The following is a 17,865-nucleotide window of genomic DNA, read 5'->3' as shown; positions in this document are numbered from 1 at the left end:
CGCTTAAGTCCCTGCATCGGTGGCGGGCGGCACAGGCTTGCCGCGATTGAAGCGTTCACGTGCGCGGCGGGCGAGTGAGTCGAAGCCGAGATAGATCACCGGCGTGGTGAACAGCGTGAGCAACTGGCTGACGATCAAACCGCCGGCAATCGCGATACCGAGCGGGCGGCGCAACTCCGAGCCGGCGCCAGTGCCGAGCATTAGCGGCAGGGCGCCGAGCAGGGCGGCGAGCGTCGTCATCAGGATCGGCCGGAAGCGCAGCAGACACGCCTGATAGATGGCCTCGCGCGGCGGCTTGCCTTCCTCGCGCTCGGCGTAGAGCGCGAAGTCGATCATCATGATGGCGTTCTTTTTCACGATACCGATCAGCAGCACGATACCGATAATGCCGATGATGTCGAGATCGTGCCCGGTGATCAGCAGCGCGAGCAGGGCGCCGACGCCGGCCGACGGCAGCGTCGACAGAATCGTGATCGGGTGGATGAAGCTCTCATACAGCACGCCGAGCACGATATACATCGTGACGATTGCCGCCAGAATCAGGAACAGTTCGTTCGACAGCGACGCCTGGAACGCCAGTGCCGCACCCTGGAAGCGCGTCTGGAACGACGCCGGCAGCCCGACATCCTTCTCCGCCTGATCGATTGCTTTCACCGCCGCGCCGAGCGACGAGCCGGGCGCGAGGTTGAACGAAACGGTGGTGGCCGGGAACTGGCTTAAGTGCGTAACGAGCAGCGGCGCCGGTTTCTCGATGAACTTCGCGATCGATGACAGCGGCACCTGACCGCCCGACGAAGTGGAAGAGGGCAGGTAGATCGATTTCAGCGACTCGGTGTAGTGCTGCATCTGCGGTTGCGCTTCCAGAATCACGCGGTACTGGTTCGATTGAGTGAAGATGGTCGAGATGATGCGCTGGCCGAATGCGTCATACAGCGCGCTATCCACGGTAGCCGGCGTGATGCCGTAACGCGACGCCGTGGCGCGGTCGATTTCGATGTAGACCGACTGGCCGTTGTCCTGCAGATCGGTGGCCACGTCCGCCAGTTCCGGCGACTGCTTCAGCCGGTCGACCAGCTTCGGCACCCACGTGGTGAATTCGCTGATGTTCGGGTCGGTCAGCATGAACTGATACTGCGTCGGGCTGACCGTGGAATCGATCGTCAGATCCTGCACCGGCTGCATGTACAGCGAGGCGCCCGGAATATGCGCGACGTCCTGCTGCAACTGGCGGATCACTTCGCTCGCGGTGTTGCTGCGGTCGTCGCGCGGCTTCAGGTTGATCAGCATGCGGCCGCTGTTCAACGTGATGTTGCTGCCGTCCACGCCGATGAACGAGGTGAGACTCTCCACGTCCGGGTTCTTCAGGATCTGCGCCGCGAGTTCCTGCTGACGCTCGGCCATCGACGCATACGACACCGACTGCGGCGCCTGCGTGATCGCCTGGATCACGCCGGTGTCCTGCACCGGAAAGAAGCCCTTCGGAATGTACACGTACAGCACGCCGGTCAGCACCAGCGTGAGCACCGCGACGAACAGGGTGGAGCGTTGCCGGTTCAGCACCCAGGTGAGCGCGACTGCGTAGCGGGCGATCACCCAGTCGATCGCTTTATGAGCCTTCGCTTCGAAACGGTGGCTTTCATGCGGTGGCGAGTGGCGCAGAAGCTTCGCGCACATCATCGGCACGAGCGTGAGGGAGACGATTGCCGAAATCACGATCGTCACGGCCAGCGTGATCGCGAATTCGTGGAACAGGCGTCCCACCACGTCGCCCATGAAGAGCAGCGGAATCAGCACGGCGATCAGCGAAACCGTCAACGAAATGATCGTGAAGCCGATCTGCTTCGAGCCCTTCAGCGCGGCTTCCAGCGGCGATTCGCCTTCTTCGACATAGCGCGCGATGTTCTCGATCATCACGATCGCATCGTCCACCACGAAGCCGGTCGCGATGGTCAATGCCATCAGCGACAGGTTATCCAGCGAGAACCCGCACAGGTACATCACCGCAAGCGTGCCGATCAGCGAGAGCGGCACCGACAGGCTCGGAATGATGGTCGCGTAGACGTTCGCGAGGAATAGATACATCACCAGCACCACCAGCACGACCGACATCAGCAGTTCGAACTGCACGTCGCGCACCGAAGCGCGGATCGTGGTGGTGCGGTCGGTGACGATCTCGACGTTGAGCGCGGCGGGCAGCGATTGTTGCAGTTGCGGCAGCAGTGCCTTGATGCTGTCGACCACCTGGATCACGTTCGCGCCCGGCTGGCGCTGCACGTTCAGGATGATCGCCGGCGTGTTGTTGACCCATGCGCCGAGCTTGGTGTTCTCCGCGCCCTGCACGATGTTCGCGACGTCCGTCAGCATGACCGGGCGGCCGCCCTTGTACGCGACCACGGCGCTCTTGTAGGCGTCGGCGTCGGTCAGCTGATCGTTCGCGTTGATCGTGTAGTTGCGCGTCGGGCCGTCGAAGTTGCCCTTCGGCGTGTTGACGTTCAGGTTCGAAATCGTGGTGCGCAAGTCGTCCAGATTCAGACCGTAGGCGGCGAGCGCGCGCGGGTTCGCCTGAATCCGCACGGCTGGGCGTTGACCGCCGGACAGGCTCACCAGACCCACACCCGCCACCTGCGAGATTTTCTGCGCGAGACGCGTGTCGGCCAGGTCCTGCACCTGCGTGAGCGGCATCGTCTTCGAGGTGATCGCGAGCGTGATGATCGGCGCGTCGGCAGGATTGACCTTCGCGTAGATCGGCGGCGCGGGCAGGTCGGACGGCAGCAGGTTGCCCGCGGCATTAATCGCCGCCTGGACTTCCTGCTCGGCGATGTCGAGCGGCAGATCGAGGCTGAACTGCAGCGTGATGATCGACGAGCCGGCCGAGCTTTGCGACGACATCTGATTCAACGACGGCATCTGCCCGAACTGGCGTTCGAGCGGCGCGGTGACCGACGAGGTCATCACGTCCGGGCTCGCACCCGGATAGAAGGTCTGCACCTGGATCGTCGGATAGTCGACCTCGGGCAGCGCGGAGAGCGGCAGAAAGCGCAGCGCGACGAGACCGACCAGCATGATCGCCGCCATCAGCAGCGCGGTGCCGACGGGACGCAGAATAAAGGCGCGGGATGGATTCATGCGATAGTTGCCGTGCCTTTATTCCGAGGCTTGCGCCGCGTGTTTGCGATGATGTCCATGCGCGCCGGATGCGCCCGAAGCGGCAGCCGCACCGCTTGCACCGCTCGCACCACGCGCGCCCGAAGCGCCGCGCGGCTTGTCGGCCGGAATCGTGATTTTCGCGCCTTCCTTCAGCCGGTCCGAACCGTCGATCACGACGCGCTCGCCGATCTGCAGGCCGGATTTGATGCTGGTGCGTTCGCCGTCCACTGGACCGATCTTGACCGGACGCACGGTCACCGTGTTGTCCGGCTTCACGACATACACGAACTGACCCATCGAGCCGTTCAGCACGGCCGGCGTCGGCACAATCACAGCGTCCTTGATCGTGTCCACGAGCAGGCGCGTATTCACGAACTGATTCGGGAACAGCACGTTCTTCTCGTTCTGGAAAACTGCGCGCAGTTTGACCGTGCCGGTCGTGGTGTCGATCTGGTTATCCAGGGTTTCGAGCGAGCCGCCTTCGAGCGAGGTGGTGTTGCTGCGGTCGTACGCGGTGACCGAGAGCTTCGCGCCCGTTTGGGTCTGCTGGAGGATCTGCTGCAGGTTATCTTCGGAGGTCGTGAAGATCACGCTGATCGGCTGCAACTGCGTAATCACGACGATGCCGTTGGTCAGGCTCGGTGTCACGTAGTTGCCCGGATCGACCTGGCGCAAACCGACGCGCCCTGACACCGGCGCCGTGATGCGCGCATAGACGAGGTCGAGCTTGAAGGTATCGATGTTCGCCTGATCGGACTTCACCGTGCCTTCATACTGCCGCACGAGCGAGGCCTGCGTATCGACCTGCTGGCTGGCGATCGAGTCTTGCGAGAGCAGCGTCTGATAACGCTTCAGGTCGAGGCGGGCGGTTTGCAGCAACGCCTGGTCGCGCGCGAGGGTGCCTTGCGCGTTCTCCAGCGAGATCTGATAGGGGCGCGGGTCGATCTGGGCGAGCACGTCGCCCTTCTTGACCATTTGGCCTTCCTTGAAAAACACGTCCTGCAGCACGCCGCTCAACTGCGGCAGCACGGTGACGTTGGCGAGCGGCGTGACCGTGCCGAGCGCGGTCAGCACGACCGGCATCTCACCCTGGGTGGCGGTCGCCACGTGAACCGGCTGTGGCATGTTGGCGAGGCCGCCGCCACGGCCCCCGCGGCCGCCGCCGCTCGCGCCGCTTGCACCGGCAGCTCCGCTCGCGCCGCCGCCGGGGCCGCCCCACGGATGCCAGCGCCACAACACGATCCCGAGGATGACCAGCGCCGCAACGATCAGCGCAATGTTGCGCCCGCGATGGCTTTTTGCTGCGACCGGTGTGTTGCCGGGACCGCCGACAGGCTTCCCGCTGGTGGACGGTTGCGAACCGGGTTGAGAAGCCGGGGCGGCAGGGCGTGAAGTTTCCGAATGCTTTTGTTGTTCGTCCATCGGTTCGGTCTGGTGGCTGGCTTTGATGTGAGCCGCTCGTGCGCTTGTACCGCTTCAAGAGTTCAGCGGACCGGCACGCAGGCGGCATGGCAGGCGGTTTCGACAGCGGACGCGCCGCAAATGTTCAGCGCGATGCTACCCGAGGCGCGGGACAAAGATGTTAACGCATTGCGCCATCATGACAGTCGGCGGGACGTTATCGAAGGGCAATAGCGGCAAGCCGGGCAAGCGCCCGCGACGGGAATGCGTGATCCTACGTCGCGGGCTCTGTAACAGTCCACCCGTGTATTTTTCTTTTGATTACGAAGGTTACAGTACGAGCGGAGGGTGGCAAGGCAATGTAATGGCCGGCGCGTGCCCGCGCGTTTCAATTGTCGAGGCGGCGCCCGGGGGTGCCGCCGATCTCGAGAACGATCTTGCTGATGCATTCGAGCAGGGCCGGCGCCGCGCGCGAGATCAGCCAGTCGCGTGGGCACTGGTCTGCGGCGCCGCCGCAATTGACGGCGTAGCGCTCGCCCGAGGGGCCGATGAATCCTGACGCGATGGCGTTCAGGCCGTCGTACCATTCGCCCGTGGCGATCGCGAAGCCTTGCTCCGCGGTTTCCCGTAGTGCGCTTGTCAGGCGGTTGCTGACATGGCCCCAGTCGTCGCCTTCGGCGGCCTGCAGGCCGGTCAGCAATTTTTCCCGCTCCGGTTCAGCAAGCGCCGACAGATAGGCGCGGCCGACTGCCGTGCGGCTGAGGTTCATGCGCGAGCCGATTTCGAGGCGCGATACCAGCACCGCCGAACGTGGCCGGATCGCATCGATCACCACCATGTCGAGGCGGTCGCGTACGGCCAGATGCACGGACAACGCGGTGCGTTCGGCGAGTTCGATAAGGAAGGGGCGCGCCCGGGCCCGGATGTCGAAGTTGCGCAAAAAGCCGTTGCTCAACTCCAGTACCGACGAAGTCAGGACGAATCGCTCGCTGTCGGGCAGGCGGAACAGGAACCCTGCGCCGACGAGCGTGGCGGTAATGCGCGAGACGGTAGGCTTTGGAATGCCGGTCAGCTCGGTCAACTCGCGGTTGCTGAGCGGCGCATCGGCCGCGGCGATCGAGCGCAGCACGGTCAAACCACGTGCCAGCGCGGTGACTTCCTCGCCCGGGCCGTCTTTGTCTTTGGCTGGGCCTGCGGCAGTTCGGGAGGACGTGGGTCGGGTCATATCGTTTTTCTGGAACTATATTTCAATATTCTGTTCGTTTGCCTGTCGGCAACCGTTCCGCAAAGATGCGGCAGAAGCCCCAAAATGGGGCATGAATTCCATTTTTCATCAGAAGATTCATTGTATCGGAATATTTTGCCGAGACGAATGAGGCCTCTTTAGATTTTGCTTGACTTAGTCAGCATAACCATAAAAAATGGAATCTCATTTCGAAAGACGGTTTCAGGTTCTGCATTTTGAAATTCTGAACCAACCGTGGTCCGCGGAGTGTCTGGTCGAGTACCTCTAACAGTCTCCCGTAGCAGTCCACGCAGTGTCTGTCTCGAGTCCGGCGTTCAATATCGCGCGCCCGCCCAACTTTCGAATACCGTCTCTCAGGTTCTAGCACGGCCCTCGGAATGGCTAGAACTTTTTAAGGCGTCACGGAAACGTGACGCCTTTTTTTTCGTCCATGGGTGCACAACAAAATCTGCGGCATTCCTAAAACGCCCCTTTGTGTGCAACAAATACAGTTCTTCAGTAGCGATGCGGAGGGGGCGGCCGGCGGTGCGGAGGCGGCCGATGATGATGGCGCCTGGGTGGTGGCAGAATCGGGAGCTTCGCCGTTAGCGCGAGCAGGTTGAGGCAGGTGTCTTTTACTGAGCAGGCGTTCGGCGTGCATACGAAGACCACCTGTCGTGCCGACGGTTCCCGTGCAGCGGCTCTGGCCTTTGAAATTGTGCGGGTTCGATACTGGCTGGCGGTGGTACGTCATGCTGCCGCGTCTGCTCGAAGCGAATGCGAGAAAACGGGTTGCTCCGCGGCCAACTTCCGCTTGTTGGCAGTCTGCGGGAACACGTACCAACTGCCGTCATCATGCTTGAAGAAGAACAGCATGTGCGTTCCCGATTGCGACGCGCTTTCGACGCACACGTATCGTCGGCCACCCAATCTGGTGCGGCTGAAAGCGGTCACACGAACTGGCGTTGCGGGCGTCGGCGCGAGCCATTTCTCTACCTGGCAACGCAGGGATTGCCCATTCGTGCTCTTCATGTCTCCCTCCAGCAAGTCTGAAGGCCACCAAGGTTAGATAGAACGCAGACCACCGACGCCAGCGCCGGCCTGACATTGGGCCGTCGCTGGCGTTAGCGATAGGCGTTATTGTCCGATTTGCCGGCTCACGTGGTTTTCCTGCTGGTTCAACGCGTAGTCTTCGCGCCTGGTAATGTGGCTGCCGTTCTGGCTCGCCATGTCGCGCTCTTCCTGGCGAATCTGATGGTCATCGCGATGCAGTCTCGCCGCCTCGGCGTGGGACATCTCACCCTCTCGTACTTCCTGGTGAATGCGACGGTCCTGATTCGCGAGGCGATCATTGACCTCGGCACGGCGTGGGTGCGATGCATCCCAGTTCGTTTGCGCCGACGCGGTGCCCACGAATGACAGGGCGAGTGCCGCCGCAGCAGCGATTTTGTAGGCAGCGTTGTGCATGGTCGTCTCCGATTCAGTTGAAGGGACGGTTTCTAGCCGTTCAACTGCTTAACGTTTCGGACGACCACGATGCTGACCGCGCAGTTGTGAGTTCTGAAACCGAATATTTCGTGACGACTGGGCTGCGGGAAATCATGCGAACGCAGGGAGATGTTTCAATCTACACGTCTCGTTACACACAAAAACACCGGTAATCTGCCGGCTCAATATAGTGCGCTCACAACTGACTAGTGAGGCGTGTATGAAAAGAGTTTTTGTGCTGATGCTGATGGCCGTATGTCTTGGTAGCGCGCTGGGCGGCTGCATTGTGGTGCCAGCAGGCGGCTACTATCACCGCTATTAAACCGCAGGCAAAGCGGGCGGCGCATGAACAGAAGGCAGATGCGCCGCCGGCAATCCTGAACGGTCTTATTGAACAGTCTTTGTTGGCATGCCGTTGTCTTCAGAGTGCATAGCGGACATGCCTATGCCGCTCGTGGCGGCCGTGGTCTTGCTCATGTCGCCGGGAACCCGGTTCCACGGGCTCGATACGGGCTCGCTGTGATACGTCATCCCTGCCGTCGCGGCACCGTGCGCGCCGCCGCTGCCGTTGCCGCCGTTGCCATTCCCGCCGGCTTGCGCAAACGTTGCAGCGCACGCGCAAAGCGACGCAACAGCCAGACGCGCGAACAGCGCGTTCATCGTCAACTTTTCCATGGTATTTCTCCGGTGATATCGGCATGCGTTTGCAGCGCCGAAGTCTCATAGACCGCTCAAGGCTGACTGGTTGCGTAGCGGCGACGCGCAAGCAGCTACCCGAGTCTGAACAGAACAGCTATTTGCTGAGTCCAGATGTGAGGTATGTGATTCAGTCGCGGTTCGACGCGGAAAATGACAGCGCTGCGAATGCTCCGTTCGTCGGATTGCCATGCGTAATTGCGCGGCCTTGACTGCATATACGGGGAATACCTGCGCCTGGATTCAAAAATGAACTGCAGTATGGCCGTGCTCGGCGCACTGGTGATGGAGCTCCCATTTGACATCGCGAAGGCACTGGCTTTCGCTTTTATTTCCAGTACGCTCTTTGCGCCCTTTTAATGGAAACGTCATTTGAGGGAGCGTCTCGTGATGAAGTCGATTGCTATTATTCCGGCTTGTCCTCGTCAACTTCTTCGCCGTCCTCCGACTCAATCCGGGTGGTTCCACCCGTCGCTGGAGGGTCGCTGGCAGGGAAGGTGTCTTCAATAGTCTTATCGACATCCTCCTCAGACTTTTCACTCGCGGGGTTCTGTTCCTTCGGGCTGGCGGCCATGTGTATCTCCGGTTGCGTTGGGAATGATTTGACGCCTATGCCGCCGCAATGGGGCGCGCGGCGGCATAGGCGCTACAACGGTACCGTTTGGATTTTAGTGTTCGCTTGGCCGGAAAGCAGGGTCACTTTCCACCGCCTCGCGGGTCGCTGACCAGTACGGCTGCTGGTTGTAGTAGCGATATGTCGACTCTCCCCACTTCGCATCCGCCATCATCGGCCAGTGGTCCTTGTCAAATCCAGGGTCCTCCTTAAGGCGCTGCGCGGCAATGTCGACGACGAAGCATTTCTCTTCCGTATCAAGAGTCAGTGCGCTCCACGGGATGGCATGCAGGGTAGAACCCATTCCAAGGAAACCTCCCTCAGAAAGTACCGCATAGGCAATGCGGCCGTTCCGGACGTCAAGCATGATGTCTGAAATTTTTCCCACGTGTTCGCCATCAGATGACATGACCTTGTTCCCATCGAGCGTTGCTGCGGCCATGATGTCAGGCCCTGGTCCTTCTCCCATGCCACCGCCGACGATGTCAGCTCCGCGTTTGGTGTCGCCTTGCGGGTTAATTGAGCCCATGATTCACCTCCTTCAAAAAAGGTACTTCAATGGCGCGCAAGCGGTGTTCCCAGTCGAAGCTTCGAGCGCGGGCAACTACAGGCAAAGTCTGGAGGGTATTGGTTGCCATCGGGAGCCTGCAGGAGCGGGCACATTGACGCGGGTTTGGGGACCAGACAAACGCTTCGCCAACAGTGAGTTAATGGCGAGCTCCAAGGCACTCAGGTCGACGGGCTTTGAAAGAAAAACATTCCAAAGCGTGGATTTCTCTTCCGGCGGCATCCGCCCGGAAGCCATCACCACAGGAATCTGGGCAAGCGCGGGATAAAACTTCAGTCGTTCGCATAAGGCAATTCCATCCATGCCTGGCATGTCGCAGTCAGTGACAATCAAGTCGGGAAGGCACTGCGCAGCTTTGGCGAGAGCTGCCTCCCCACCTTCCGCGAGGAGCACGTGGTAACCGCGTCCCACCAGGATAATCTGGAGCAGCCACAGCGAATCTACGTCGTCATCGACGAGCAGGATGGTAGACATATCGCGAACCCAGAGGTATTCCGTTTTTGCGCAACGCCTATGCCTGCCAACCTGGCTACGGCCCACTTGTGAAGCCAGAATCAATCCATTGCGGCTGCCCTGCAGCTAGTCCGTTCGCGAATGAGCGTGCCATGGTGCTGTCTGGCGGTTCTGCGGCCTGGCCCGGCGGCGGCTCGATAGGGCGCTCGTTATCCCGTCGTTGCCGAGGTGGCTTTACTGACCCACGGCACGGCACTTGCGCAAAGCAGGACGCGGGCTGACACCTTCCGGTGCTAACGGCCGCTTCGCTCAAGGAGATTGTTATGCGAGTCGCGACGAGAGGAGTTTTGATTTCAGCGTTGATTTTCGGTGTATCAGGTTCCGTCTACGCACAGGGGGCGGGTGGCGGAGGGGCGGCCGGCGGTCAAGGCGGCACGGGAATGAGCAAACCGAGCGCGGATGGTTCAACCGGCACGGTATCGGGCGCGTCTGGGGCGAATAGCATGGCACCCGCTGGTACTACTTCGCACAAGAAGATGCACAAGAAGTCCAGCGCTGCCACGCCGGCGTCGGCCACTAATCCTGGTTCGGGCGGCAGTTGATGACAACCTCCGCGTTCAACGCGCTCCGTGTGGCACGCCACTTGCGCAACCCTCGGGCCATTCAAACGAAATATGGAGGTTCAAATGACTGAGTCGCATCAACTCACCGCCGCGGCGGCCGGGGCCCCGCCCGTTGCGTCCGAGCCGGCCAGTTCCACCGGGTCATCTCAACAGGACAACGACTCTACAGCGAAGTCCAGCGGCGGCAACGGAGACCGAGCAACCGGTGGCCGGACGCTGTCCGACGTGAAGGACAAGATTGCTGGTGCACAGGAGGTAGTCAAGAAGAAGTACCGTGTCGTCTCTGAATCAACCGACGATTACGTTCATGAGGCTCCGTGGAAAGCGGTCACGATGGCACTCATAGGCGGACTTATCATCGGCATGCTTGCTCGCCGCTAACGCGGATTCAGCTCTATAGGAGAAGAAATATGGACCCAGTCTCGCATGGAATTATTTTCTGGCTGATTATCGGAGGCATCGCTGGCGCTCTCGCGGGTCGTATCGTCGACGGCGGCGGCTTTGGCATTGTGGTTGATATCATCGTGGGAATTGTCGGAGCTTTCATAGGTGGTTGGCTTGGCGGGGCGATGGGTTTGCACCTGGGAAGCGGCATAATCGGCTCACTGATTACGGCGCTGATTGGCGCGGTCATCCTGCTCGCTGTCTTGCGACTTTTCAGCCGAGGCCGTGCGCGTCCACTCTAAAGACTTCAATTTTCTTATCCGCTGAGCGTGCCGCTACTGATGGCAAACAGTTCGGGCTTGAGACAGTCCGACAGTCAGTCGAGCGCTGACGTCGAGCGATGGAGATGCGGCGGACCGCATCTTCATCGCCGAATCAACCGAGGCGCGAGCAGACCTGGGAGCCTCCGGGGCTGCCTCTGTATGAACGACAGCATGCCAGAACATGACGAGCTACCTAACTGCGTTCGAAAGACAAGACGCGCTAGAACTTCTCTACCCAAGGTCGCAACTCAACCTCCCACGTCCACGCACTACGATGCTGGCGATGGATATGGAGGTATTCCTTGGCGATGGCGTCGGGGTCCAACCATTTGTCTTCATTGCTGGCAACGGCCGCCTCGGGGCGGCTGCTCGCGATGCCACCGTCGATGACGAAATGTGCGACATGAATATTTTTCGGAGCGAGTTCTCGCGCCATACATTGGGCCATCCCACGCAACGCGAATTTGCCCATCGCAAATGGCGTCGAACCCGGTAGCCCCTTCACACTCGCAGTAGCGCCAGTCAGAAGGATGGTGCCGCTGCCGCGCGCCAGCATTCGAACGGCTGCGGCCTGGGCTACAAGAAAGCCACCGACGGCGGTCACTTTCAACGCATCCTCAAGCTTCTCTGATTCGATGTCTTCGACTGCCGCGCGGTAGCGGCCACTCGCGTTGTACACAACGAGATCGGGCGCGCCGAATGCGTCCTCTACGCGGTCAAAAAGTGCGGTGACATCGTCCGGTTGACTGGCGTCGCAACGTACGGGCAGAGCGCCCGTTTCGTCGACGAGCTCCGTCAGCTTGCTGGTATCGCGTGCCGCGAGGGCAACCTGCATGCCTTCTGCCGCGAACAGTCGCGCGAGCGAAGCACTCAATCCCTTTCCTGCGCCCACAATCAAAGCGGTCTCAGTTCGACTCACGGTTCCTCCGAATTCAACAGGGACTGGAACTGCCACGTAGGAGCGAAGTTAGCAATTCCAGCGTGTGTGTGACTGCATTCGTATCCGCACATCCTGACGTTTTAGCGGGCTGGGTTGCGGGATGCGCGCTTCGTCATATTGTCGGCCGGCAACATGCCCGGCAACGCCTCAACAAAGAAATCCGCTTGCAACGCGGCCCCAGCCTGCACGTCGTACTGTGCAAAGTCGCGCACACCGGCGGCCAGCAGAACTTCGTCGTCGAGGAAGAAGTTTCCTGTGCATTCTTTGGCCGGGCGCGTCAGGATGTAATGGGCCGCGTCGGCGACGATCTCAGGCGTGCGACACGCTGCAATCATGTCCTTGCCACCAATTTCATTTTGCACAGCAGCTGTCGCTATCGCTGTTCGAGGCCATAGCGAATTGACGGCGACACCCCGGTCTCTGAACTCTCCGGCAAGCGCAAGTGTGAACAGGCTCATCGTGTATTTCGCAATGGTGTATGCCGGAAAATCGCTAAACCATTTTGCGTCCTGGACCAACGGAGGGGACAGCGTGAGGATGTGCGGGTTCGACGCATTGAGAAGGTGCGGCAGGCACGCTTGCGCGCATACGAACGTGCCTCTGCCATTGACCCCATGCATCAGGTCGTACCGTTTGACGGGTGTATCTAGCGTGCCTGTCAGTCGAATGGCGCTGGCATTGTTCACGAGGATGTCGATGCCGCCGAACAAAGCAACGGCCTCGGCGACTGCCGCTTTCACGCGTTCTTCGTCGCGAATATCCACAACCAGCGGGAGCGCCTTGCCGCCGGCAGCTTCAACGGCTGCAGCCGCCGTATGAATCGTGCCCTCGAGACGCGGGTCCGGCTCCGCGGTCTTGGCGCAAATCACGATGTTCGCGCCGTCGCGTGCGGCTCTGAGTGCAATCGCGAGTCCGATGCCGCGACTGCCACCGGACATGAATAGTGTCTTGCCAGCAAGGCTCATGGTCGTCTCCTGATGATTTACAGCAGCATACGCTTCCGCCGTTATTGGCGCGCAGGGGAGCGCTGCAGCTTACGCGTCGCAAACCTCCTTCAGCATAGGGATTCCCGCGAACCAGCGAAGCGCGGGAGCGGGCGGCATTGTCTGGCATTTTGCAATTGTGATTTCACGCTATCGGTCTAGAAAAAAGATAGGCCAGATCTAAACTCCTATCGAAACTGTAGCGAGGTGAAGAAATGATGAAGCTTATCGAAGGTGCGGTGTTCCTGGGTGCGCTGATGCTGTATCTGGTGCCCGCAATGATTGCAGACGCGAGAGACCGCGAAGACGCCTTTGCGGTGACCATGGTGAACATCCTGCTCGGATGGACCGTGATCGGTTGGTTCGCGGCGCTGATATGGGCGCGGCATCCGGTCAGCGATCGCCGTCTGAAGCAGTTCGCAAAGCGGGCACAACGTGCGGTTGCACGAGTCACTATCGATGCAATAGTTGCTCGCGCTGAAGGTCGTGCTGGGTCCATTCCCTTGTTCAACCCGCGTTTGGTGCCGGTCGTGGCGCGCATCGCAGCAAGCAGCCGTTACCAGCATAGAGGTTAGTCGGCGCCTTGGGCCGAGCGCGAATGGACGGTCCTGACACTCGAGAGAGGGGCGCTGTATTGCGTCCTGTTTTAAGGCTTGCTTGTTGATTGACCGGGGCGTCAACGCTCTAGTCAATCGAAGAAATTTTTGTGGAGATTGAAATGGATATGCCTGTTACTGAGGAGCAAGTTCGTACGCTTGCGTTCTATCTGTGGGAGAAAGCGGGAAGTCCCGAGGGGCGTTCCCAGGAATATTGGGCAAAGGCACGGCAACAGCTAGGCGCAGATCGCGCGTTGGCAGAATCGGATTGAGAGCTTAGTTTGGTGTGACCAGAGCTCCTGAGCGGAGGTTCACTTGCTCGAAACGTCGGCGCTGTTCCACGTATTCAACCGGAAGGGAGGATAATTGGACGCGTCATCGAGCGCATCGTGAGACCGAGCGAAAGGAGCGACGACGTGCGAAATCAATCTACCGAGTGGTCAAGCAACGACGTCCCGGCTGGTGACCGCACAGATGCCTGGCAGTCGGTGCTCAGTAGCAGCTACAGAGAGTGGCAAGTCCCTCACCGTCTGCCTGCTACCTTCTACGCCCACGTCAAACATCATGATTTCGCAGGAGCCGGGATTGTCGAAACGGTATGCGACCCTTGCAAGGGGCAACGCACGCGCGGGCAGGTTCGCCACGATGATGAACTGTATGTCGGAGTGCAACTCACGACGGGCGGGCGCGAACGGTTCAGGATTGGCGATTCAGGCGTGGAGGTCGCGTCCGGCGATGTAGTCGTCTGGACGACCGATCAGTCCATCGAGTTCGAAGTTCTCGAGCGCCTGCATAAGGTGACGCTGATGATTCCATGGTCGGTTATGCGAGAACGGCTACCGGAACGCAAACAGCCGCCGACAGGAGGCAAAATCGAAAGCCGCACAGGCGTCGGTTCGTTGCTAGCCGTGCACCTGCTCGCCCTTTCAAATGAAATCGCAACACTCGACGAAAGCGTTCAGGGTTCCGTCAGCAGATCCACGCTCGAACTGTTGGGTATCGCGCTATCCGGCCAGCAACCGTCAGCGACGTTCGACGCCAGCGCGGCGATGCTCAGACGTGTGCAGGACTTTATCCTGCAGCATCTGCACGAAGACGACCTGAACCCGACCCGGGTTGCCGAGGCAAATCACATTTCGCTGCGTTACCTGCACATGCTGTTTCAGCGCAGCGACATGACCGTTTCCGGATGGGTACTGGACAGACGACTGCACGCCTGCAAGCAGGCGTTGACGGACCCGGCCTACAACCGGCAACGCATCTCGGAGATAGCGTTCCGCTGGGGATTCAATTCAACCAGCCATTTCTGCCGGGCGTTCAAGGAGAAGTACGGCGCCTCACCGGGTGATGTTCGCAGGACTACGGGCGTCGGTCCGTTGGACGAGTTGACATGACAAACGCGGACCGGAGCTAGCCTTTTCGCTGAGTCCACGTGCTTGTGTTGCCTGCATGCGTGTACCTATACGTAATGCCCCGAACGCTCGAGAACTTCAATTTTGTAGCCATCAGGGTCCTGAATGAAGAAGAACCGGGCGAGCATCTCTTCGCCGCGCTTGAATTCCTTCACGGCCGTGGGATGGATGCCGAGCTGCGTCATGCGCTCATGCTCATTTTCAAGCTCTGGAACGGCTACAGCGATGTGCCCATAGCCGTCGCCATGCGTATATGCCGGCTCGCGGCCTTTGTTCCACGTCAGCTCAATCTCAAAGTCATTCTCTTCGTTGCGAAGATAGACCAGCGAGAAGTCGGGGAAATCAAGGCGATGACTTGTCGACAGCCCGAGCGCGTCCTTGTAGAACTGCAGCGAACGCTCAAGGTCGTGAACCCGCACCATGGCGTGAATGATTTTGGCCAATTTTTACTCCCTTGTTGCGTAATGCGCGACGCGAGTCAGGCCGAAAAAGACGTGAACGTCTGAACCGCAATTTTCCCGTCTCTGACGTAAAGAGTGTCCGTTGCGAGTGTGACCCACGGTTTTGCCTCCCAGGCGAGGTAGGCCACGTCGCCGATTGTGCTCATGCTTGTAATCTTGAACGCCGGCCAGAACGCCGGGTCTGCACCGTCAACAAATGCCTTGAAGAAGCCCGCAATCTCATCGCGGCCACGGAAGGTCCTGTCCGGCGTAATGACGGCGGAGCTGTCGTCGTAATCCTTGAGAATCTCCTCAACGCCGTGAGCGAACGCGCCGAGATGATGGTCCAGCACCTGTCTGGTTGCTGTTTCTGCCTGTTCAGAGAGATTTGACATGTCGAGTATCCACGAGAGGAGCAACGGGATGGTTCGGTAACGATGGCCGTTGCCGATACATGACGTAGACAGCAGTGTCTTCAGCCCGCGTATGCACGCTGCGCCTCGTCCCAGGTCACCACCACGATCGGCGTGCCATCTTCCTTGATGAAGGATAGCGGCCCCAGGAACGTCATGTAGAACTCGCTGTCGACCGGGAACGCGGTTTTGTCATGACGCGCATTTGCGGACTCGTAACCGTACGCCGGCGCGACGACCGTGTCGCCGCCGTGTTCGCTACCACCACGGACGTCCATGCGGCCCTTCGTCAGCAAATATTCGCCCGGCCCGACGTGAAAATGCGCGTTGAAGGACGAGCCCGCGGGGCAATCAAAAATTGCGGTCCATGCGCCCATTTCGGGGGAGGCGTGAAGCATCTTCCAGCGGATTCCTCCTTGGGAGAGAGCGTCCGGGAAGGGCTTCCACGGAATCTCATCGATTTGAACCGCTTCTTCGCGAACCTTCGGTTTGATGTCCATCGTCGTCTCCAGATTTCGCCAAACCGAATTCGAGTTCGGCGTGGTTTGTGGGTGAATCAACGATATCGCAAGGGCGCGCCGGAGGATTGCACGGTAGTGCAAGTCGAGTTGCCTACCAGTGCACCGGAGGGCTCAGAACACGTCTTATCGGTTTAATTACAACGGTCTTCGCGCCCGCCTTCTCAACGACTGCAAGCGCAATTGCGCTCCTCGACGCAGGATTTTTCGTTGTGTGCAAAAATCGGCGCGCGCGACTTAAGGTCCATACGGTTTACCGCCCATAACAAGGACAGTTGGCCGCATCTATAAAGGTGACGAGGAGTAGACAATTGATTCAGCGTATCTCCGCTTTTTTCACTCAGGTGGTGCATCGGGTGTTGCCCGATCCCCTGATTTTTGCCATTTTGCTCACCGGCGTCACCTTCGCACTCGCGCTTGGTTTGACGCCGAAAGCGCCCGCCGACCTCGTGATGCTGTGGGGCTCCGGATTCTGGAACCTGCTCGCATTTTCGATGCAGATGGCGATGATTCTAGTAACGGGACATGCGCTGGCTAGCTCGGCGCCCGTCAAGCGAGTGCTTGTCGCGCTAGCGAGCTCTGCTCGCACGCCAGGTCAAGGCGTGATGTTGGTGGCGTTTGTCGGCGCCGTCGCGTGTGCCATCAATTGGGGATTCGGTCTCGTTCTGGGCGCGATGCTTGCACGAGAGGTCGCCCGACGCGTCAAGGGAACCGACTATCGGCTGCTCGTGGCGAGTGCTTACATGGGTTTCCTGACCTGGCACGGTGGCTTGTCTGGCTCTGTGCCGCTCGTCGCTGCCACCAAGGGCAATCCGATGGAGAAGACCGTCGGTCTGATTCCGGTTTCGCACACCATTTTTACGGGCTACAACGCGTTCATCACCATCGGCCTCATTATTCTTTTGCCCATCCTGGCAAGACTCATGATGCCGAAACCTGAAGACGTGGTTACGGTAGACCCGGCTCTATTGCAGGATCCGCCGAGTGTGGAGCGCAAACTTGCGCCCGACGCGACGTTCGCTGAGCGAATGGAAGAAAGCCGAGTACTGGCCATCCTCGTGGCAGCACTCTGCGCCGTCTTCCTCGTCATCCGGTTCATCAACAAAGGGTTCGCACTGGATATCGACACCGTCAATCTGGTGTTCCTCGCAGCGGGCATCGTTCTTCACAAGACCCCCATGGCGTACGCACGCGCGGTAGCGGCGGCAGCGAAGGGCGCGTCCGGCATCATGATTCAGTTTCCGTTTTATGCCGGCATCCAGGCGCTGATGGACCACTCGGGTCTCGCGGGTGTCATCACGAAGTGGTTCGTTGATATCGCCAACGTCCACACATTCCCGTTGCTCGCGTTCCTCAGCTCGGCACTGATCAACTTTGCCGTGCCATCCGGTGGTGGTCATTGGGTCGTGCAGGGCCCATTTGTTATGCCGGCCGCGCAAGCGCTCGGCGCGGACCTCGGCAAATCCGCGATGGCGATTGCTTACGGTGAGGCCTGGACAAACATGGCGCAACCATTCTGGGCGCTTCCGGCGCTTGCCATTGCAGGCTTAGGCGTGCGCGACATCATGGGCTACTGCGTCACGGCGCTTCTGTTCTCGGGCGTTATTTTTGTGGCCGGCATGTACCTGTTCTAACTTCCAGG

At 59.8% G+C, this 17,865-nt stretch carries 20 protein-coding genes; 6 read left to right on the top strand and 14 right to left on the bottom strand.

Annotated features, from left to right (window positions below; all coding sequences use genetic code 11):
- Positions 1-3: 3 nt before the first annotated feature.
- The 9 genes from KHO30_RS18690 to KHO30_RS18650 form a co-directional block, all read right to left on the bottom strand.
- Positions 4-3,126, bottom strand: coding sequence for an MdtB/MuxB family multidrug efflux RND transporter permease subunit (locus KHO30_RS18690; RefSeq protein ID WP_211701789.1), 3,123 nt, complete (start codon positions 3,124-3,126; stop codon positions 4-6).
- An 18-nt stretch (positions 3,127-3,144) separates the two neighbouring features.
- The gene (locus KHO30_RS18685) at positions 3,145-4,569 is read right to left on the bottom strand and encodes an MdtA/MuxA family multidrug efflux RND transporter periplasmic adaptor subunit (RefSeq protein ID WP_093632296.1); all 1,425 of its coding nucleotides are present in this window, start codon (positions 4,567-4,569) and stop codon (positions 3,145-3,147) included.
- A gap of 367 nt (positions 4,570-4,936) precedes the next feature.
- Complete coding sequence (locus KHO30_RS18680) at positions 4,937-5,773, bottom strand: IclR family transcriptional regulator (protein ID WP_093632298.1); 837 nt, start codon at positions 5,771-5,773, stop codon at positions 4,937-4,939.
- A gap of 750 nt (positions 5,774-6,523) precedes the next feature.
- Positions 6,524-6,805, bottom strand: a complete 282-nt coding sequence (locus KHO30_RS18675) for a hypothetical protein (protein ID WP_093632300.1) — start codon at positions 6,803-6,805, stop codon at positions 6,524-6,526.
- A gap of 105 nt (positions 6,806-6,910) precedes the next feature.
- Positions 6,911-7,240 (bottom strand): hypothetical protein, encoded by a 330-nt coding sequence (locus KHO30_RS18670; RefSeq protein ID WP_200569948.1) that lies wholly within the window; start codon positions 7,238-7,240, stop codon positions 6,911-6,913.
- 408 nt (positions 7,241-7,648) lie between these two features.
- The gene (locus KHO30_RS18665) at positions 7,649-7,936 is read right to left on the bottom strand and encodes a hypothetical protein (RefSeq protein WP_211701788.1); all 288 of its coding nucleotides are present in this window, start codon (positions 7,934-7,936) and stop codon (positions 7,649-7,651) included.
- Between the two features lie 427 nt (positions 7,937-8,363).
- Positions 8,364-8,531: a hypothetical protein gene (locus tag KHO30_RS18660; RefSeq protein WP_211701787.1), complete on the bottom strand. Its 168-nt coding sequence runs from the start codon at positions 8,529-8,531 to the stop codon at positions 8,364-8,366.
- Positions 8,532-8,625: 94 nt separating this feature from the next.
- Complete coding sequence (locus tag KHO30_RS18655) at positions 8,626-9,099, bottom strand: PRC-barrel domain-containing protein (RefSeq protein ID WP_211701786.1); 474 nt, start codon at positions 9,097-9,099, stop codon at positions 8,626-8,628.
- A gap of 75 nt (positions 9,100-9,174) precedes the next feature.
- Complete coding sequence (locus tag KHO30_RS18650) at positions 9,175-9,612, bottom strand: response regulator (protein ID WP_093632308.1); 438 nt, start codon at positions 9,610-9,612, stop codon at positions 9,175-9,177.
- A gap of 665 nt (positions 9,613-10,277) precedes the next feature.
- On the opposite strand from KHO30_RS18650, the gene KHO30_RS18645 reads away from it, so the two are divergent.
- The gene (locus tag KHO30_RS18645; RefSeq protein ID WP_093632312.1) at positions 10,278-10,595 is read left to right on the top strand and encodes an ElaB/YgaM/YqjD family protein; all 318 of its coding nucleotides are present in this window, start codon (positions 10,278-10,280) and stop codon (positions 10,593-10,595) included.
- Between the two features lie 29 nt (positions 10,596-10,624).
- Positions 10,625-10,900 carry a GlsB/YeaQ/YmgE family stress response membrane protein gene (locus tag KHO30_RS18640; RefSeq protein WP_054039962.1) on the top strand — a complete coding sequence of 92 codons (276 nt, stop codon included), beginning with the start codon at positions 10,625-10,627 and terminating at the stop codon, positions 10,898-10,900.
- 241 nt (positions 10,901-11,141) lie between these two features.
- On the opposite strand, the gene KHO30_RS18635 is transcribed toward KHO30_RS18640, so the two are convergent.
- Positions 11,142-11,813 (bottom strand): SDR family NAD(P)-dependent oxidoreductase, encoded by a 672-nt coding sequence (locus tag KHO30_RS18635; protein WP_244864092.1) that lies wholly within the window; start codon positions 11,811-11,813, stop codon positions 11,142-11,144.
- A 128-nt stretch (positions 11,814-11,941) separates the two neighbouring features.
- The gene (locus tag KHO30_RS18630; protein WP_093632316.1) at positions 11,942-12,826 is read right to left on the bottom strand and encodes an SDR family oxidoreductase; all 885 of its coding nucleotides are present in this window, start codon (positions 12,824-12,826) and stop codon (positions 11,942-11,944) included.
- Between the two features lie 233 nt (positions 12,827-13,059).
- Between KHO30_RS18630 and KHO30_RS18625 the strand changes: the two genes are divergently transcribed.
- The 3 genes from KHO30_RS18625 (at position 13,060) to KHO30_RS18615 (ending at position 14,834) form a co-directional block, all read left to right on the top strand.
- Positions 13,060-13,419 (top strand): superinfection immunity protein, encoded by a 360-nt coding sequence (locus tag KHO30_RS18625; RefSeq protein ID WP_093632318.1) that lies wholly within the window; start codon positions 13,060-13,062, stop codon positions 13,417-13,419.
- 143 nt (positions 13,420-13,562) lie between these two features.
- Positions 13,563-13,712: a DUF2934 domain-containing protein gene (locus tag KHO30_RS18620; protein ID WP_128576660.1), complete on the top strand. Its 150-nt coding sequence runs from the start codon at positions 13,563-13,565 to the stop codon at positions 13,710-13,712.
- 117 nt (positions 13,713-13,829) lie between these two features.
- Positions 13,830-14,834, top strand: coding sequence for a helix-turn-helix domain-containing protein (locus KHO30_RS18615; protein WP_244864074.1), 1,005 nt, complete (start codon positions 13,830-13,832; stop codon positions 14,832-14,834).
- A 65-nt stretch (positions 14,835-14,899) separates the two neighbouring features.
- On the opposite strand, the gene KHO30_RS18610 is transcribed toward KHO30_RS18615, so the two are convergent.
- From KHO30_RS18610 to KHO30_RS18600, 3 genes are all read right to left on the bottom strand, one after another.
- The gene (locus tag KHO30_RS18610; RefSeq protein ID WP_211701784.1) at positions 14,900-15,295 is read right to left on the bottom strand and encodes a VOC family protein; all 396 of its coding nucleotides are present in this window, start codon (positions 15,293-15,295) and stop codon (positions 14,900-14,902) included.
- A gap of 35 nt (positions 15,296-15,330) precedes the next feature.
- The gene (locus KHO30_RS18605; RefSeq protein ID WP_211701783.1) at positions 15,331-15,687 is read right to left on the bottom strand and encodes a nuclear transport factor 2-like protein; all 357 of its coding nucleotides are present in this window, start codon (positions 15,685-15,687) and stop codon (positions 15,331-15,333) included.
- A gap of 80 nt (positions 15,688-15,767) precedes the next feature.
- Complete coding sequence (locus tag KHO30_RS18600) at positions 15,768-16,205, bottom strand: cupin domain-containing protein (RefSeq protein WP_093632326.1); 438 nt, start codon at positions 16,203-16,205, stop codon at positions 15,768-15,770.
- Positions 16,206-16,534: 329 nt separating this feature from the next.
- On the opposite strand from KHO30_RS18600, the gene KHO30_RS18595 reads away from it, so the two are divergent.
- Positions 16,535-17,857, top strand: a complete 1,323-nt coding sequence (locus tag KHO30_RS18595; protein ID WP_093632328.1) for a TIGR00366 family protein — start codon at positions 16,535-16,537, stop codon at positions 17,855-17,857.
- The last annotated feature ends 8 nt before the right edge of the window (positions 17,858-17,865 follow it).

Origin of the sequence: Paraburkholderia aspalathi (assembly GCF_905220735.1) — a bacterium.
GTDB classification, from domain to species: domain Bacteria; phylum Pseudomonadota; class Gammaproteobacteria; order Burkholderiales; family Burkholderiaceae; genus Paraburkholderia; species Paraburkholderia aspalathi.
This window is presented reverse-complemented; position numbering and strand designations above follow the sequence as displayed.